Annotated in this window: 18 protein-coding genes; 16 read left to right on the top strand and 2 right to left on the bottom strand. The window is 63.1% G+C overall.

The features are described from left to right. Positions 1-9 precede the first annotated feature (9 nt). Positions 10-834, top strand: coding sequence for a 4-hydroxy-tetrahydrodipicolinate reductase (gene dapB, locus ACM5SV_RS17410; protein WP_222015063.1), 825 nt, complete (start codon positions 10-12; stop codon positions 832-834). A gap of 21 nt (positions 835-855) precedes the next feature. Further along, on the top strand, positions 856-1491 hold the full coding sequence (locus tag ACM5SV_RS17415) for a 2,3-bisphosphoglycerate-dependent phosphoglycerate mutase (RefSeq protein ID WP_012759696.1): 636 nt from the start codon (positions 856-858) through the stop codon (positions 1489-1491). Positions 1492-1530: 39 nt separating this feature from the next. On the opposite strand, the gene phnF is transcribed toward ACM5SV_RS17415, so the two are convergent. Beyond that, complete coding sequence (gene phnF, locus ACM5SV_RS17420) at positions 1531-2268, bottom strand: phosphonate metabolism transcriptional regulator PhnF (protein WP_012759695.1); 738 nt, start codon at positions 2266-2268, stop codon at positions 1531-1533. A 118-nt stretch (positions 2269-2386) separates the two neighbouring features. Between phnF and phnG the strand changes: the two genes are divergently transcribed. The 14 genes from phnG (at position 2387) to phnN (ending at position 14647) form a co-directional block, all read left to right on the top strand. Further along, positions 2387-2863: a phosphonate C-P lyase system protein PhnG gene (gene phnG, locus ACM5SV_RS17425; protein WP_012759694.1), complete on the top strand. Its 477-nt coding sequence runs from the start codon at positions 2387-2389 to the stop codon at positions 2861-2863. Beyond that, complete coding sequence (gene phnH / locus ACM5SV_RS17430; protein WP_012759693.1) at positions 2863-3471, top strand: phosphonate C-P lyase system protein PhnH; 609 nt, start codon at positions 2863-2865, stop codon at positions 3469-3471. The genes phnG and phnH overlap by 1 nt, the downstream gene beginning before the upstream one ends. Before the next feature lie 4 nt (positions 3472-3475). Continuing rightward, a complete protein-coding gene (locus tag ACM5SV_RS17435) occupies positions 3476-4582 on the top strand; it encodes a carbon-phosphorus lyase complex subunit PhnI (RefSeq protein ID WP_012759692.1) in 1107 nt (368 codons plus the stop codon). Further along, positions 4579-5454 carry an alpha-D-ribose 1-methylphosphonate 5-phosphate C-P-lyase PhnJ gene (locus tag ACM5SV_RS17440; RefSeq protein WP_113546590.1) on the top strand — a complete coding sequence of 292 codons (876 nt, stop codon included), beginning with the start codon at positions 4579-4581 and terminating at the stop codon, positions 5452-5454. Before ACM5SV_RS17435 ends, ACM5SV_RS17440 begins: the two co-directional genes overlap by 4 nt. Then, positions 5451-6227 (top strand): phosphonate C-P lyase system protein PhnK, encoded by a 777-nt coding sequence (gene phnK, locus ACM5SV_RS17445; RefSeq protein WP_113546591.1) that lies wholly within the window; start codon positions 5451-5453, stop codon positions 6225-6227. The genes ACM5SV_RS17440 and phnK overlap by 4 nt, the downstream gene beginning before the upstream one ends. A gap of 122 nt (positions 6228-6349) precedes the next feature. Further along, positions 6350-7057, top strand: a complete 708-nt coding sequence (gene phnL, locus ACM5SV_RS17450; protein ID WP_003544411.1) for a phosphonate C-P lyase system protein PhnL — start codon at positions 6350-6352, stop codon at positions 7055-7057. Next, the gene (locus ACM5SV_RS17455; RefSeq protein WP_221967610.1) at positions 7054-7671 is read left to right on the top strand and encodes a DapH/DapD/GlmU-related protein; all 618 of its coding nucleotides are present in this window, start codon (positions 7054-7056) and stop codon (positions 7669-7671) included. The genes phnL and ACM5SV_RS17455 overlap by 4 nt, the downstream gene beginning before the upstream one ends. Before the next feature lie 117 nt (positions 7672-7788). Continuing rightward, the gene (gene phnC / locus ACM5SV_RS17460; RefSeq protein WP_221967607.1) at positions 7789-8634 is read left to right on the top strand and encodes a phosphonate ABC transporter ATP-binding protein; all 846 of its coding nucleotides are present in this window, start codon (positions 7789-7791) and stop codon (positions 8632-8634) included. Positions 8635-8720: 86 nt separating this feature from the next. Continuing rightward, on the top strand, positions 8721-9626 hold the full coding sequence (gene phnD / locus ACM5SV_RS17465; RefSeq protein WP_012759687.1) for a phosphonate ABC transporter substrate-binding protein: 906 nt from the start codon (positions 8721-8723) through the stop codon (positions 9624-9626). Between the two features lie 128 nt (positions 9627-9754). Next, positions 9755-10714, top strand: a complete 960-nt coding sequence (phnE, locus tag ACM5SV_RS17470; RefSeq protein ID WP_012759686.1) for a phosphonate ABC transporter, permease protein PhnE — start codon at positions 9755-9757, stop codon at positions 10712-10714. A 7-nt stretch (positions 10715-10721) separates the two neighbouring features. Then, positions 10722-12065, top strand: a complete 1344-nt coding sequence (phnE, locus tag ACM5SV_RS17475) for a phosphonate ABC transporter, permease protein PhnE (RefSeq protein ID WP_222015061.1) — start codon at positions 10722-10724, stop codon at positions 12063-12065. Positions 12066-12205: 140 nt separating this feature from the next. Beyond that, positions 12206-12901, top strand: a complete 696-nt coding sequence (locus ACM5SV_RS17480) for a DUF1045 domain-containing protein (RefSeq protein ID WP_222015059.1) — start codon at positions 12206-12208, stop codon at positions 12899-12901. A 13-nt stretch (positions 12902-12914) separates the two neighbouring features. Beyond that, positions 12915-14054, top strand: a complete 1140-nt coding sequence (locus ACM5SV_RS17485) for an alpha-D-ribose 1-methylphosphonate 5-triphosphate diphosphatase (protein WP_222015058.1) — start codon at positions 12915-12917, stop codon at positions 14052-14054. Further along, on the top strand, positions 14051-14647 hold the full coding sequence (gene phnN / locus ACM5SV_RS17490) for a phosphonate metabolism protein/1,5-bisphosphokinase (PRPP-forming) PhnN (RefSeq protein WP_222015056.1): 597 nt from the start codon (positions 14051-14053) through the stop codon (positions 14645-14647). The genes ACM5SV_RS17485 and phnN overlap by 4 nt, the downstream gene beginning before the upstream one ends. A 113-nt stretch (positions 14648-14760) precedes the next feature. On the opposite strand, the gene ACM5SV_RS17495 is transcribed toward phnN, so the two are convergent. After that, a partial coding sequence (locus ACM5SV_RS17495) for a DNA translocase FtsK (protein WP_419425337.1) occupies positions 14761-16542 on the bottom strand: 1782 nt, incomplete at its 5' end.

The following is a 16542-nucleotide window of genomic DNA, read 5'->3' on the forward strand; positions in this document are numbered from 1 at the left end:
GACTGACACATGAGCGATGCTGCGATGAAACTGGTGGTGGTTGGCGCAGCAGGACGCATGGGGCAGACGCTGATCCGGCTCATCCATTCGATCGATGGCGTGACGCTGCATGCCGCGGTCGAGCGTGCCGGCTCGCCCTTCGTCGGCAAGGATGCCGGCGAGATCGCCGGTCTCGGCCCGACCGGTGTCGTTATCGGCGACGATCCGCTCAACGCTTTTCTCGATGCCGAAGGCGTGCTCGACTTCACCTCGCCCGCTGCAACAGTAGAATTCTCAGGCCTCGCCGCGCAGGCCCGCATCGTCCATGTCATTGGCACGACGGGCTGTTTACCCGACGACAATGCCAAGATCGCCGCAGCGGCCCGCCATGCCCGCATCGTCAAGTCGGGCAATATGAGCCTCGGGGTCAATCTGCTCAGCGTGCTCGCAGAGCAGGCAGCGCGTGCGCTCGATCCTGATGACTGGGATATCGAGATCCTGGAAATGCACCACAAGCACAAGGTGGATGCGCCTTCCGGCACCGCCCTTCTGTTCGGCGAGGCCGCGGCAAAGGGGCGCAGCATCGATCTGGCCTCGAAGTCGGTCCGGGTGCGCGACGGCCATACCGGCGCCCGTGAAGCGGGCACGATCGGCTTTGCGACGCTGCGCGGCGGCTCCGTCATCGGCGAGCATTCCGTGCTTTTTGCCGGCGAAGGTGAAATCGTCACCCTATCGCACAGTGCGGCCGACCGCTCTATCTTCGCGCGTGGCGCCATCAAGGCGGCCCTTTGGGCACGCGACAAGAAGCCGGGTCTCTATTCCATGCTCGACGTGCTCGGGCTTTCTTCCTCATAACGATACTACGGAGGCATATTCATGAGCGGTACCCTCGTCCTCGTTCGCCACGGCCAGAGTGACTGGAACCTGAAGAATCTCTTCACCGGCTGGAAGGATCCCGATCTGACCGAGCTCGGCGTCCAGGAAGCTAATGCAGGCGGGGCTGCGCTCGCCGAATACGGGATTAAATTCGACGTCGCCTATACCTCGGTGCTGGTGCGCGCGCAGCACACGCTGAAGCTCATCCTCGACAAGGTCGGCCAGCCCGATCTCCAGACGATCCGAGACCAGGCGCTGAACGAGCGCGACTACGGCGACCTCTCCGGCCTCAACAAGGATGATGCACGCGCCAAGTGGGGCGAGGAACAGGTGCATATCTGGCGCCGTTCCTATGACGTGCCGCCTCCCGGCGGTGAAAGCCTGCGCGACACCGGCGCCCGCGTCTGGCCCTACTACCTCACCGAAATCCTGCCGCGCGTCCTCAGAGGCGAAAAGGTGCTGGTTGCCGCACACGGCAATTCGCTGCGCTCGCTGGTGATGGTGCTCGACAAGCTGAGCAAAGAAGGCGTGCTCGCCCTCAATCTCGCCACCGGCGTGCCCATGGTCTACACGCTGAAGGCGGATTCCACCGTCGCTTCCAAGGAAGTGCTCGGCGACATGTCCGGCGCACATTGATCTCAGCTGATCTTTCCCCGCTTCGGCGGGGAAAGGCGCTCAATTCTCGATGGTGAACTGTACCCGGTCGGCCGCGAAGCGGCTGATCGAATATTGCACCGGCACACCTTCAAGATCGGTATTCATCGCCTTGGCGATCAGCAGGATCGCGCCGGGAGTGAGTTCGAGGTCGGCCATATCGGCTGCACTCGCATGGGCGGCCGTCACTTCGGTCGTCGCCCGGACATAATCCGGCAGGCCGAGTTCGGCGAAAGCCTTGGTGATCGATTCCGCCGTCCGGTAAGCCGCACCGATACCGGCAAAGCGTTCGGCGGGAAACCAGCTCGTCGCCCTTGAAACCGGCCGCTTGTCTGCCTGGCGCAGCGTTTCCAGGCGGATCACCTGATCTCCTTGCTTCAGGCCCAGCCAGCGGGCGATCTCGGCACTCGCTTCCTCCTTTGCCTCATCGAGCAGAAGGCCGCGCATTTCACGCGCCTGATCGCCGATGCCGGCGGTGAAACGCGTGCGCCGCGTGATCGGGAAATTCAGCCGCTCCTTGCGCTCGATCAGCGTGCCGCGACCTTGTACCGCGCGGACGATACCCTCCTGCGCCAGCGCCGCCAGCGCACTGCGCACGGTATGCCGGTTGACGCCAAATTGCAGCGCCAGCATGGTTTCCGGCGGCACCATTCCCGTTTCGTCATAGGCGCCGCTGCTGATCGCCTCGCGAATCCGATCGGCGATCTGGCGCCAGAGCGCCACGCCGGTTTGCCTTTGCACCTGCTTCAATCCCGCCATTCCGCCCCTGCCCACCCATTTACACTCACGATGTCACACGCTTGTCACGACATCGATTTAGAGCTAAATGTATCTTGTATGGTTGTCTATATCAATAGACATTTTAAGGGAAGCGGCGATGATATCAGCGGACAGCAAAGCCCCTGCGTCACAGACGGCATCCGGGCGCAAACGCGCCGCCGATCTGCTGGCGCGCGCGGAACGCAGCGAACTCTTGGCGGTCTTCGATGCGTTGCCGGAAAAGCCTGTGGCTCATCAGGTGCGCGGACCGGAGACCGGGCTGGTGATGGTGCGCGGACGCATCGGCGGCGGCGGCGCTCCCTTCAATCTTGGCGAAGTGACGGTGACGCGGGCGACGGTCCGGCTCGACTCCGGTTCGGTCGGCCATGCGCAGGCGCTCGGCACCGACCGCGAGAAGGCCAGGCTTGCGGCGATCTTCGACGCGCTCTGGCAGGAGGAAGCGACGAAGGACTTCGTCGAACAGGCCCTGCTTTTGCCGATCACTGAGCGGATCGCCGATGCCGAACGCCGCAAGGCGGACGAGACGGCGGCAACCCGCGTCGATTTCTTCACCATGGTGCGGGGAGACAACTGATGGGCCTGAAGACAGAAGCTTTGACCGGCGGCTTTGCCGAGCCGGTCTTCCATGCCCAAAGCGTCTTCAAGATGCTGATGGACGGTATGGCCCGCCCCGGCACGATCCAGACTGTTCAGCCCGATGTCGCTCCGCCGGCACCGCTCGGCATCGCCGCCGGCACGATCGCGCTGACGCTTTGCGACCACGACACACCCGTCTGGCTTTCCCAGGGACTGGCGAAATCGGCCGTGCCGGAGTGGCTCGGCTTCCACACCGGCGCGCCGTTGACCAGCGAAAAGGCCGAGGCGCGTTTTGCCTTCACCGAGGCCGGCACCGCACTTTCCTCCTTCGGCCTCTTTGCATCCGGCACGCAGGAATATCCCGACCGCTCGACGACCCTCATCATCGAGCTCGCCGAACTTGAGGGCGGCCGCAGGCTGGCGCTGATGGGTCCGGGCATCCAGAGCGTAGCGGAGATGACGCCTATCGGCCTGCCGGAGACTTTCCTGCGGCTCTGGACTGAGAACCGTGCGCTCTTTCCGCGCGGCGTCGACATCGTGCTGACATCGGGCAGACGTTTCCTCTGCCTGCCGCGCACCACCAAGATCACAGCAACGGAGATCTGAGCTCATGTATGTTGCCGTCAAGGGTGGCGAGGCCGCCATCGCCAATGCCCACCGCCTGCTCGCCGACCGCCGCCGCGGCGACCGTTCGCTGCCGGCGATCGGCATCGAACAGATCGTGGCGCAGCTGGCGCTCGCCGTCGACCGTGTCATGGCCGAGGCCTCGCTTTTCGATCGCACGCTCGCAGCCCTTGCCATCCGCCAATCGCGCGGTGACATGATCGAGGCGATCTTCCTGCTGCGCGCCTACCGAACGACGCTGCCGCGTTTCGGCTATTCGAAGCCGCTCGACACGGCTGATATGACGATCGAACGCCGCATCTCGGCGACCTACAAGGATCTGCCGGGCGGCCAGCTTCTTGGGCCTACCTTCGACTATACCCACCGCCTGCTCGATCCCTCGCTACTTTCGGACGAGGCGGTCGAGACGCCCGCTCAGCGCGCCGCCGAGACCGGCCGCGTCATGCGCGTCTCCGAGATCCTCGGCGAGGAAGGCCTGATCGAGGCCGACGGCGACATGCCGGAAGACCACGAGATCGGCGACTTGACCCGCGAGCCGATGGAATTCCCGATGACCCGCGATCTGCGCCTGCAGGCGCTTGCCCGCGGCGACGAGGGCTTCCTGCTGGCGCTCGGTTATTCCACCCAGCGCGGCTACGGCCGCAACCACCCCTTCACCGGTGAAATCCGCATCGGCGACGTCGAGGTGGAATTCGACGTGCCGGAACTCGGTTTCGCCGTCTCGCTCGGCACGATCCAGATCACCGAATGCCAGATGGTCAACCAGTTCAAGGGTTCGGCCAAGGCGCCGCCGCAATTCACCCGCGGCTACGGCCTAGTCTTCGGCCAGAGCGAGCGCAAGGCGATGGCGATGTCGCTGGTCGACCGGGCGCTTCGCGCCGAAGAGCTCGGCGAGGATATCACCGCACCGGCACAGGATGAGGAATTCGTTATCTCGCACTCCGACAACGTCCAGGCGACGGGCTTCGTCGAGCACCTGAAGCTTCCGCATTATGTGGACTTTCAGGCCGAACTCGATCTCGTCCGCCGCATGCGCCGCGAATTCGAAGCCGCCCGCAACGGTGGCGAAGACATGAAGGAAGCCGCCGAATGACCGATCTGGCCAGCTACAACTTCGCCTATCTCGACGAACAGACCAAGCGGATGATCCGCCGCGCCATCCTGAAGGCGATCGCCATTCCGGGTTACCAGGTGCCCTTCGCCTCGCGCGAAATGCCAATGCCCTATGGCTGGGGCACCGGCGGCGTGCAGGTGACGGCCTCGATCATCGGACCGGACGACGTGCTGAAGGTCATCGACCAGGGCGCCGACGATACGACCAACGCCGTTTCCATCCGCGCCTTCTTCCAGAAGGTCGCCAATGTCGCGGTGACGACGCATACCAAGGATGCGACGATCATCCAGACGCGCCACCGCATTCCCGAAGAAAAGCTCGGGATCGGCCAGGTGCTCGTCTACCAGGTGCCGATCCCCGAGCCGCTGCGCTTCCTCGAGCCGCGCGAGACCGAAACGCGCAAGATGCATGCGCTCGAAGAATACGGCCTCATGCATGTGAAGCTCTACGAGGACATCGCCCATAACGGCCGCATCTCACGGACTTACGCCTATCCGGTGAAGGTCCATGGCCGCTATGTCATGGACCCGTCGCCGACGCCGAAATTCGACAATCCGAAGATGCATATGTCGGACGCGCTGCAGCTCTTCGGCGCCGGTCGCGAGAAGCGCATCTATGCGGTTCCGCCCTATACCGACGTCGTCAGCCTGGATTTCGAGGATTACCCCTTCGATATCCAGCGTTTCGACAAACCCTGCGCCCTTTGCGGTGCGGAGGATGTTTATCTCGACGAGGTGGTTCTCGACGACAAGGGCGGGCGCATGTTCGTCTGTTCCGACACCGATCATTGCGAAGACCGCCGCGCGCACGGACATGCCGGCGAGATGCTGGCCCGGGAGGCTGCAGAATGAGCGATACTCCACTTCTCAAAGTTCACGACGTTTCGAAATTCTACGGCAGCCGCATCGGCTGCCGAGACGTCTCCTTCGAGCTCTGGCCCGGCGAAGTGCTCGCCATCGTCGGCGAGTCCGGCTCCGGCAAGACGACGCTGCTCAACTGCCTCTCCACCCGGCTGCTGCCGAGTACCGGCAGCGTCGAATATCACATGCGCGATGGCAGCTACCGCGATCTCTACCGCATGAACGAGGCCGAGCGGCGCTTCCTGATGCGCACCGACTGGGGCTTCGTGCACCAGAACCCGGCCGATGGCCTGCGCATGACGGTGTCGGCCGGCGCCAATGTCGGCGAACGGCTGATGGCGATCGGCGACCGGCACTACGGCAAGATCCGCGCTTCGGCGATCGACTGGCTCGAACGTGTCGAGATCGACGCCGACCGCATCGACGACCAGCCGCGCGCCTTTTCCGGCGGCATGCGCCAGCGCCTGCAGATCGCCCGCAACCTCGTCACCGGTCCGCGCCTCGTCTTCATGGACGAGCCGACCGGCGGCCTCGACGTCTCGGTGCAGGCGCGCCTGCTCGATCTCGTGCGCGGCCTCGTCAACGATCTCGGTCTTTCGGCCATCATCGTCACCCACGATCTCGCCGTCGCCCGCCTGCTTTCGCACCGGATGATGGTGATGAAGGACGGCTACGTCATCGAACACGGGCTCACCGACCGCGTGCTCGACGACCCGCGCGAACCCTATACGCAGCTGCTCGTCTCCTCGATCCTGCAAGTCTGAGCGCGACTGCATAATTCCTTATCGGAATCCATTTAAGGGCAAAATTATGCAGCAATTCAAAATGTTATAGCGTCCTTTGCGCGTCTTTTCAGACGCGCGGCGAAACCAAGGAAGAAGAAATCATGGCAACGCCCCTCGTCGTTTCCGAAGTCTCGAAGAGCTTCACCATGCATCTGCGCGACGGCATCAAGCTACCCGTCGTCTCCGATGTGGCCTTCTCGGTCGCATCGGGCGAATGCGTCGTGCTCGGTGGCCCATCGGGCATCGGCAAGAGTTCGCTGCTCAAGATGATCTACGGCAATTATGCCGTCGACACCGGCCAGATCCTCATCCGCCACGACGGACGCATCGTCGATCTCGCCTCCACCGATCCGCGCACGGTGCTCAACGTCCGCCGCAATACACTCGGTTATGTCAGCCAGTTCCTGCGCACCGTGCCGCGCGTCGCGGCGATCGACGTGGTTGCCGAACCGCTGGTGGCACGCGGTGAGGACGCCGTCACGGCACGGGAAAAGGCGGGCGCCCTGCTCGCCAGGCTCAATCTGCCGGAAACGCTCTGGCAGCTTCCGCCCGCCACCTTCTCCGGCGGCGAGCAGCAACGCGTCAACATCGCGCGCGGTTTCATCACTGAGCATACGATCCTGCTTCTCGACGAACCCACAGCCTCGCTCGACGCCAGGAACCGCGCCGTCGTCGTCGGCATGATCGCGGAAAAGAAGAAGGCGGGTGTGGCCCTTCTCGGCATCTTCCACGACGAAGAAGTGCGCGAAGCCGTCGCCGACCGCATCCTCGACGTCCAGCAATTCTCACCCAGAAAGATCGCCGCATGAGCCGCAAGCTGGGTATCGAGCCCTATTTTCATGAGACGGCAACCGTCAGCGATTCCACCTTCGGGCGCTATACCGAGGTTTCCGAACGCTGCCGCATCAGCGAGGCCACGTTCGGCGACTATTCCTACATCATGCAGGATGGCTCCGTCTGGTGTGCGACGATCGGCAAGTTCGTCAATATCGCAGCCGCCGTGCGCATCAACGCCACCAACCATCCGACCTGGCGCGCGACACTGCATCATTTTACCTATCGCGCCGCCGACTATTGGCCGGATGGCGACATGGAGACGGACTTCTTCGCCTGGCGGCGCGCAAACCGCGTGACGATCGGCAACGACGTCTGGATCGGCCACGGGGCGACGATCCTGCCCGGCGTCAGTGTCGGCAACGGCGCGGTGATCGGAGCCGGCGCCGTCGTCTCGAAGGACGTCGCGCCATATGCGATCGTCGGCGGCGTGCCGGCCAAACTCATCCGCGAGCGCTTTCCAAGAGAGGTCGGCGAACGGATGGACAAGCTTTCGTGGTGGGACTGGGAGCACGACCGGCTGCGCCAGGCGCTCCAGGATTTCCGCAACCTGGGCGCGGAAGATTTCCTGTCCCGCTACGGCGGTTAAACCCCCGATATAGGGGCGGGGAATTGTGACAGGACTTACACAAATATGACATGCGAGGTTCATCAAGCGGGACTAATGCGATGCTGATCAAGGCCTGGATCGCAAGGGAAGAGCATGATGTTCGAGCTGAAGAATGTCACACGTCGTTTCGGAAAAAAGCTCGCCGTCGATTCCGTCACGCTCGCCATTCCGCAGGGCCAGATGGTCGGCGTCATCGGCCGCTCCGGCGCCGGCAAGTCGACGCTGCTGCGCATGATCAACCGCCTTCAGGAGCCGAGCTCCGGCTCCGTTCATTTCGCCGGCGTCGAGGTCTCCGGGCTTCGCGGCCAGGCGTTGCGCAACTGGCAGCGCGACTGCGCGATGATCTTCCAGCAGTTCAACCTGGTGCCGCGCCTCGACGTTCTCACCAATGTCATGCTCGGCCGCCTCAATCATCGCTCGACGCTGATGAGCCTGCTCAACATCTTCACCCGCGAGGAACGCGTGCATGCCATCGCGGCACTCGAACGCCTCGGCATCGAGCAGACGGCGCTGCAGGCAGCCGGCACGCTTTCCGGCGGCCAGCAGCAGCGCGTGGCGATCGCCCGGGCGCTGATGCAGAACCCGAAGATGGTTCTCGCCGACGAGCCGATCGCCTCTCTCGATCCGCTGAACGCCAAGATCGTCATGGATGCGTTGCGCGACATCAACGAGCGCGAGGGCATCACCGTCATCACCAACCTTCACACGCTCGACACCGCCCGCAACTATTGTGAGCGCATCGTCGGCATGGCCGGCGGCCGCGTCGTCTTCGACGGCAGGCCCGCGGAGCTGACCGCCGAAGCAGTGAAGGAAATCTACGGAACGGACAAGGATGGCGCCGGCATCGACGAAACGGTGACCTCGACATCGATCAATATCGCCCCCGAGCGGGCAGACAATCAATCCGCCGGCACCCAACCGCTGGCGCTGGCCGGTCTCTGAGAGAGACGGCCGCGATCGAGCGCCCGCGTCAAGGGCACACTTCTTCGTAACGGGAAGGCCGGGGACACCGGTCAATAGGAGAGAACATGTTGAAGAAAGCACTCTTTGCGGCAACGGCGCTCTTCGCGCTCGCCGGCGCTGCCCACGCTGCAGACCTCAAGGAATTCCGCATCGGCATCCTCGGCGGCGAAAACGAAACCGACCGCCTGCGCAACTATGCCTGCCTTGCCGACCACCTGAAACAGGAATTCGGCTTCGAGAAGGTTTCGCTCTTCCCGGCCGCCGACTATGACGGCGTGATCCAGGGCCTGCTCGGTGGCACGCTCGACTTCGCCGAACTCGGCGCCTCCGGCTATGCCGCCGTCTACATCAAGGAGCCGAAGGCTGTCACGCCGATCCTGACGACGCAGCAGAAGGACGGCTCGACGGGCTATTACTCGATCGGCCTCGCTCTGAAGTCCTCCGGCATCAAGTCCATCAAGGACGCCAAGGGCAAGAAGCTCGGCTACGCCGATCCTGATTCCACCTCCGGTTACCTCGTTCCGCTGACGCAGATCCCGAAGGACACGGGCATGCCGAACGACAAGTTCTTCGCCTCGACCCAGTTCAACGGCGGCCACGAGAACAACCTTCTCGCTGCCTATGACGGCAAGGTCGACATTGCCGTCGACGATAGCTCCGGCATCGGCGACTTCAAGGACGGCTACACCTCCGGTACCTTCCGCAAGGAAGTCGACAAGGGCGCCGTCGATCCGAACAAGCTGGTCGAAGTATGGCGTTCGCCGCTGATCCCGAACGGCCCGCTCGTCGTTCGCAACGCTCTCGGCGAAGAGTGGCAGACGAAGCTTGCAGCCTTCTTCACGGCTCTGCCGGAAAAGGACCACAAGTGCTTCGCCGCTGTCGAAGGCGGCGACTACAAGGGTTACGCCCCCGTCAAGCACGACTTCTACAATGCCGTCGTCGACGTCCGCAAAGCTGCCATCGGCGGCTGATGGGGTTTTTCGAATGCAGGGCGGCCGGAAACGGCCGCCCTTTATCTTGTGACTAGAACTGTGCGCGTCCTTTCGAGAGCCGCAAAGGACGCTGAAGCACTTTGAATTGCGCAGTAGGCGAGGCGTTGATGACTATTGCCAATACACAGCCGCAGATGCAGAGCACCAAGGAGATCGGCACCGCCTGGGACCGGATGGTCGCCAAGCGCCGCTTCTATACCGTTCTCGGCCTGGTTATCCTGATTGCGGCTTTCGTCAGCTCTGTCCGCTTCGCCGATGAGAGCAATGCCGGCCATTTCTTCGACCGCCTGCCGCATCTCTTCGACTTCCTGAGCTGGCTCATCCCCAAGGATTGGCACGACGTCTGGCGCGCGCTGTTTGATATAGCGAGCGTCAACGACAAGGGCGGCGAGGAATTCAATTTCGACAGGGGCCGCGTCTATGTCTGGGGCGCCTTCTACATTCCCGAATATTTCGAGCTAATGATCGTCACGATCAACGTCGCGTTGATTTCGACCATCATCGCCTTCGTCTTTGCCGTCCCCTTGAGCTTCTTTGCCGCTCGCAACCTGACAAATTCATGGCCGCTGCGCATCGTCACCAAGCGGCTGATGGAATTCCTGCGCGCCTTCCCGGAAATCGTCATTGCCGGGCTGTTTTCGGCGATCCTGTCGATCGGGCCGGTCGCCGCCATCATCGCCATCACCCTGCACACGATCGGCGCGCTCGGAAAACTCTTCTACGAAGTGGCCGAGAATATCGACATGAAGCCGCATGAGGGCATGAAGGCCGTCGGCGCCAACTGGTGGGAGCGTATCCGCTTTGCCGCCCTGCCGCAGGTGTTGCCGAATTTCACCTCCTATGCGCTGCTGCGCCTTGAGATCAACGTGCGCGCCTCGACCATCATCGGCGCCGTCGGCGGCGGCGGCATCGGCGAGGAGCTGAAGCTTTCGATTTCGCGCGGCTTCGGCGCCAAGACGGTGGCGCTCGTTCTCCTGCTGTTCGTGACGATCGTCGCCGTCGACCAGTTCTCCGCATGGCTGCGCCGCCGCCTTGTCGGCGAGCACGCCTTCCTCCTGCAACATTGAGGCCGCCATGACGGTGATCGACGCAAACCGCATGCAAGAGATAGAAACGCGCTATCCGGAATATTTCCACCGGTCGTTCCGCCAGCGTTTCGGCGGGCTGATGATCCTCATCGCGACGTTGCTCTACAGCCTTTATGCCTTCTGGTTCTTCGACCTGCCCAAACTTTTCGCCGAAGCCCATTGGGAGCGCGTCGGCATCTATCTCAGCCAATGGGTGAGCTACGACGTTCAGCCGGAATTCCGCATCGAGGGTGACGGCTCGATCGACATCCGTTATCCGCGCTTCTCGCCGCTCGGCGACAATCCGCATCCGGATTGGCTGGTCAACAACCCCGACGGCAGCATCACCGTTTCGATCAGCGGCACCAGCCGCAGCGTCACCGTCTCGAAGAGCGAGACGATCGTGACCGCGCATGGCGTCAGCGTCCCGGTGGACGTTTTGAGCGGTGCGCCCAAAGTCGTCGGACCGGTGCCCGGCTGGATGACTGTTTATGACGACAACGTGCTGGCCGATCTCGGCTTTGCCGGCAATGTCAGCATATCCGTCGACCGGGTGAAGATCCGCAAGCGTTTCATCGGCTGGGCGAATTTCATCTTCGACACGCACTCATCCTTCTTCGACAAGCCGGTCGGCGAGGTCGTCAGCCTCATCGTCTCCGGTCCGCGCATCAAGCCCGACCAATCCAACCTGTCGCTCGCCTTCGACGATATTTGGAACAACAGCGAATGGCAGCACGGCGACGTCTGGACCAAGCTTTTCCAGACGATCGTCATGGCATTCCTCGGAACGCTGCTCGGCTCGCTTACCGCCTTCCCGCTCGCCTTCCTGGCAGCGCGCAACATCACGCCGAACCGCCTGTTGAACCAGATCCTGAAGCGCTTCTTCGATTTCCTGCGCTCGGTCGACATGCTGATCTGGGCGCTGTTCCTGACGCGCGCCTTCGGGCCCGGCCCGCTTGCCGGCAGCGGTGCGATCTTCCTCACCGAGACCGGCACGCTCGGCAAGCTCTATTCCGAAGGCCTCGAGAATATCGACAACAAGCCGCGGGAAGGCATCAAATCAACAGGCGCTCAGACCGTGCTCGTGCATCGTTATGGCATTATGCCGCAGATCGTTCCCGTCTTCGTCAGCCAGACGCTCTACCAATGGGAATCGAACGTGCGCGGCGCGACTATTATCGGCGCTGTCGGCGCCGGCGGCATCGGCCTCAAACTGTGGGAGGCCATGCGCACCAATGCCAATTGGGAAAACGTCGCCTACATGGTCATTCTGATCCTGATCGTCGTCTTCATTTTCGACACCGCCTCGAACGCGTTGCGCCACCGGCTGATGGGCACGAAAGCCCACTGATCCATCCGTCAAAGCAGTGTCGGCGTTGCCGCCATCATCATTCTGTCACGGAAATCTTTTAGCCGGGAGCCTGCTTGCGGTTCGCCGCCAAATCACTGCACAGTGCCCTCCCCATTTGGACGATCTCCAGGATAAAAGCCTTGCGCTACGCTCTCTATTTCTCGCCGCCGAAGGATGATCCCCTGACCGGCGCGGCCTCGCTCTGGCTCGGCCGCAATGCTTTCACCGGCGAGACCTATCCGGCACCGGAATATGCGCAACTGGCTGCGGCAGAACAGTTCGAGCTGACCGCCGACCCGCGCCGTTACGGCTTTCACGCCACGATCAAGGCGCCCTTTTTTCTCGCCTCCTCGGTCACCGAGAAGGATCTCCTGACCGTCGCCGAGGATTTTGCCCAGTGCACGCAAGCCTTCGAGATTCCTGAGCTCGTGCTCGGCCAGCTCGGCCGTTTTTTTGCCCTCGTTCCCGGTTCTCTTCATCAACCTCTTCAGGATTTCGCCGCGAAGGTGGTAAGGTCCTTCGAACCGTTCCGCGCAGCGCTTTCCGAGGCCGATATGGCGCGGCGCAATCCGGAGAAGCTCAGCGACAGCCAGCGCGCCCATCTGCAGCGCTGGGGTTATCCTTACGTCATGGAGGATTTCGGCTTTCACATGACGCTGAGCGGCCAGGTGCCCGAGACACGCGCCGCGGTGATGAAAGCGATCCTGACCGAGCGTTTTGCCGACTTCACCGGCCGGCCGCTTTCGATTTCCGGCCTTGCCGTCTTCATCGAGGAGACGCGCGGCGCCCCATTCAAAGTTCGTTCCTGGCTGCCGCTTGCCGGCGCCAAAAGCTGAAAGACCTGACGACATGAGCAAAGAGACCGTGTTTTCCAACGCCCGCATCGTTCTCGAGGACGACATCCTCTCGGGCTCGATCCTCATCCGCGACGGGAAGATCGCCGACATCTCCGGGGGTAACTCGGTAGCCGGCGAAGATTTCGAAGGCGACTACGTCATTCCCGGCCTCGTTGAGCTGCACACCGATCATCTCGAAGGCCATTATCAGCCGCGCCCCGGCATTCGCTGGAACAAGACCGCCGCCATCCAGGCGCATGACGCCCAGATCGTCACCTCAGGCATTACCACGGTGTTCGACTGCCTGCGCATGGGGGCGGACGAGGACGGCGGCTTCGAACATGGCGAGATGCGCGAGATGGCCGATGCCATCCAGTCGGCAGAGACGGAAGGCAGGCTGCGTGCCGAGCACCTCATCCATTTGCGCTGCGAGGTCTCGGCCGACAATGTGCTCGAACATTTCGCCGACTTCGAAAACGACCGGCATGTGAGGCTCGTCTCGCTGATGGATCATGCGCCCGGCCAGCGTCAGTTCCAGACGATGGATCAATATATCTTCTACTACCAGAAGAAGCGGGGCCTCAGCGACGAGGCCTTCGGCCGTTTCGTCGCCAAGCGCCAGGCAGAATCGGCGCGCAATTCGACGCCGCACCGCAACGCCATCGCCAAGGTCTGCGCCGAGCGCGGCATCACCGTGGCAAGCCATGACGATGCGACGCTCTCGCATGTCGACGAGGCGATCGACAACGGCGTGCGCCTGGCCGAATTCCCGACCAGCTTCGACGCCGCCCGGGCTTCGCACGGACATGGCATGAGCGTGCTGATGGGCGCGCCGAACATCGTGCGCGGCAAGTCGCATTCCGGCAATATCGCCGCCCGCGACCTTGCCGAAATGGGCGTGCTCGACGTGCTTTCCTCCGACTACGTGCCGCTCAGCCTGCTGCATGCGCCCTTCATCCTCGCCGATGAGGTAGAGAGCATCAGCCTGCCGAAGGCGATCGCCATGGTGACGTCGACGCCCGCCCGCACCGTCAGCCTCGATGATCGCGGCCGGATCGCGACGGGGCTGCGCGCCGATCTCGTCCGCGTCCATCGTTCGCACGGCGTGCCGGTGACACGCTCCGTCTGGCGCCAGGGACGCCGTGTCGCATGATGCCGCACGAACCCCACCCCGGAGCCGGAGCCGAGCGCGGCATCATGGTCGTCGTCGTCGGACCGAGCGGTGCTGGCAAGGACACGCTGATGAACCTCGCGGCCCGGCGTTTCAAGGGCCGCGACGATGTGCATTTCGTCCGCCGCGTCATTACCCGTCACCGTGACGCCGGCGGCGAAGACCATCTTTCCGTCTCCCTCGAAGGTTTTGCCGCCATGGAGCAATCGGGCTCCTTCGCCGTCTGGTGGGAGGCGCACGGCCTGAAATACGGCATTCCGGCCGAGGTTTCGGTGGCGCTGTCGCGAGGTCACATTGTCGTCGCCAACGGTTCACGCTCGGCGCTTCACCGGTTCCAGGCCGCCTTCCCGCACCTGAAGGTCATCAACATCACCGCCCGCCCCGAGGTGCTCGCCGGCCGGCTGGAGGCGCGCGGACGCGAGACGCATGAGGATATCATGGCCCGGCTCGCCCGCGGACCGCTGACAGTGCGCGGCGAATATGACGTGGTGGAGCTCGACAATAGCGGCTCGCTCGAAGAGGCCGAGCAGAAGATGATCGAAATCCTCGACGGATTGCTGACCAAGGCGCCCTGACGAGCGGCTGCAGACATTCACGAGGTGCCAGGAGCCCCCTCACCCTGCCCTCTCCCCGAGGGGAGAGGGGATGTCGGAGCAAGCGGCGTACTCCTTCCGCGCCTTCGCCAGAATTACTCGCCGTCGCCCCGTCCCGAAACGATCTCGCGCTTGCCGACGTGATTGGCCGGGCCGACGAGGCCTTCCTTTTCCATGCGTTCCACCAATGAGGCGGCGCGGTTGTAGCCGATGCCGAGGCGGCGCTGGATATAGGAGGTCGAGCATTTCTTGTCGCGCATGACGACCTTGACCGCCTGTTCGTAAAGCTCGTTGCCATCCTCGGAGGCCATGGCGCTCTTGTCGAAGACGGCGCCGGCTTCTTCCTCATCCGTCTCTTCCTCCTCGTCGGCGGTGACGGTGTCGAGATATTCGGGGCGGCCCTGGGTCTTCAGATGGGCAACGACCTTTTCGACTTCGACATCCGAGACGAAGGGACCGTGGACGCGGGAAATCCGCCCGCCCCCCTGCATATGCAGCATATCGCCCTGACCGAGCAACTGCTCGGCGCCTTGTTCACCGAGAATGGTGCGGCTGTCGATCTTCGAAGTCACCTGGAAGGAGATGCGGGTCGGGAAGTTCGCCTTGATCGTGCCGGTGATGACATCGACCGACGGACGCTGTGTCGCCATGATCAGATGGATGCCGGCGGCTCGCGCCATCTGGGCGAGGCGCTGGATCGCGCCTTCGATGTCCTTGCCGGCGACCATCATCAGGTCGGCCATCTCGTCGACGATGACGACGATATAAGGCATCGGTGTCAGGTCCAGCGCCTGGCTTTCCTCGATCGGAGTGCCGGTGCCCTTGTCGAAGCCGACCTGGACCATGACATGGATGGTCTCGCCCTTTTCGCGGGCCTGGGCGACGCGGTCGTTGTAGCCGTCGATGTTGCGGACACCGAGGCGCGACATCTTGCGATAGCGCTCCTCCATTTCGCGCACGGCCCATTTCAACGCCATGACCGCCTTCTTCGGATCGGTGACGACGGGCGTCAGCAGATGCGGGATGCCGTCATAGACTGACAGTTCGAGCATCTTCGGGTCGACCATGATCAGGCGGCACTGTTCCGGCGTCATGCGGTAGAGCAGCGACAGGATCATCGTATTGATGGCGACCGACTTGCCGGAACCGGTGGTGCCGGCGACGAGCAGATGCGGCATCTTGGCGAGCTCGGCGATGACAGGCTCGCCGCCGATGGTCTTGCCGAGGCCGAGCGCCAGCTTGTAGCCGCTCTTCTCGAAATCCTGGCTCTCGATCATCTCACGGAAATAAACGGTTTCACGCGTGACGTTCGGCAGTTCGATGCCGATGACGTTGCGGCCGGGGACCACGGCAACGCGGGCTGAGAGCGCCGACATCGAGCGGGCAATATCATCGGCAAGGCCGATGACGCGCGACGATTTCACGCCCGGCGCCGGCTCGAATTCATAAAGGGTGACGACAGGACCGGGGCGGACATGGATGATCTCGCCCTTGATGCCGAAATCTTCCAGCACGCTTTCCAGAAGCCCGGCATTCTGCTCCAGCGTCTCCTGCGACATGATCTCGCCGAGGCGTTCCGGCGGTTCCTGCAGCAGCGCGCGCGGCGGGAATTCATAGCCGGATGCGTCGATCCTTTCGGGCCTCGCGGCCAGGCGCGGCGACGGCAGAACCGCGGCGACGGGCGGCGTGCGCTGCGGCGCCGGCGCGGCCTGAGGGGCTGATGCAATTTGAGGGGCTGGCGCGACCCGAGGGGTTGGCGCCGCCTGAGGTGCCAGCATGACCGGTGCCTCGACAATAATACGCCTGGGCTTTTCCAGGGACGGGGCGGCCGCAGGGCGCACGGCAACCTTCGTGGAGACCGCGGCGGGCTGCGGGGC

This window comes from Rhizobium sp. CRRU65 (genome assembly GCF_048551595.1).
GTDB classification, from domain to species: domain Bacteria; phylum Pseudomonadota; class Alphaproteobacteria; order Rhizobiales; family Rhizobiaceae; genus Rhizobium; species Rhizobium leguminosarum_J.

Bases quoted from the DNA above. Each gene is read 5' to 3' on its own strand.
- dapB (WP_222015063.1), top strand. From the start codon at position 10: ATGAGCGATGCTGCGATGAAACTGGTGGTGGTTGGCGCAGCAGGACGC.
- ACM5SV_RS17415 (WP_012759696.1), top strand. From the start codon at position 856: ATGAGCGGTACCCTCGTCCTCGTTCGCCACGGCCAGAGTGACTGGAAC.
- phnF (WP_012759695.1), bottom strand. From the start codon at position 2,268: ATGGCGGGATTGAAGCAGGTGCAAAGGCAAACCGGCGTGGCGCTCTGG.
- phnG (WP_012759694.1), top strand. From the start codon at position 2,387: ATGATATCAGCGGACAGCAAAGCCCCTGCGTCACAGACGGCATCCGGG.
- phnH (WP_012759693.1), top strand. From the start codon at position 2,863: ATGGGCCTGAAGACAGAAGCTTTGACCGGCGGCTTTGCCGAGCCGGTC.
- ACM5SV_RS17435 (WP_012759692.1), top strand. From the start codon at position 3,476: ATGTATGTTGCCGTCAAGGGTGGCGAGGCCGCCATCGCCAATGCCCAC.
- ACM5SV_RS17440 (WP_113546590.1), top strand. From the start codon at position 4,579: ATGACCGATCTGGCCAGCTACAACTTCGCCTATCTCGACGAACAGACC.
- phnK (WP_113546591.1), top strand. From the start codon at position 5,451: ATGAGCGATACTCCACTTCTCAAAGTTCACGACGTTTCGAAATTCTAC.
- phnL (WP_003544411.1), top strand. From the start codon at position 6,350: ATGGCAACGCCCCTCGTCGTTTCCGAAGTCTCGAAGAGCTTCACCATG.
- ACM5SV_RS17455 (WP_221967610.1), top strand. From the start codon at position 7,054: ATGAGCCGCAAGCTGGGTATCGAGCCCTATTTTCATGAGACGGCAACC.
- phnC (WP_221967607.1), top strand. From the start codon at position 7,789: ATGTTCGAGCTGAAGAATGTCACACGTCGTTTCGGAAAAAAGCTCGCC.
- phnD (WP_012759687.1), top strand. From the start codon at position 8,721: ATGTTGAAGAAAGCACTCTTTGCGGCAACGGCGCTCTTCGCGCTCGCC.
- phnE (WP_012759686.1), top strand. From the start codon at position 9,755: ATGACTATTGCCAATACACAGCCGCAGATGCAGAGCACCAAGGAGATC.
- phnE (WP_222015061.1), top strand. From the start codon at position 10,722: ATGACGGTGATCGACGCAAACCGCATGCAAGAGATAGAAACGCGCTAT.
- ACM5SV_RS17485 (WP_222015058.1), top strand. From the start codon at position 12,915: ATGAGCAAAGAGACCGTGTTTTCCAACGCCCGCATCGTTCTCGAGGAC.
- phnN (WP_222015056.1), top strand. From the start codon at position 14,051: ATGATGCCGCACGAACCCCACCCCGGAGCCGGAGCCGAGCGCGGCATC.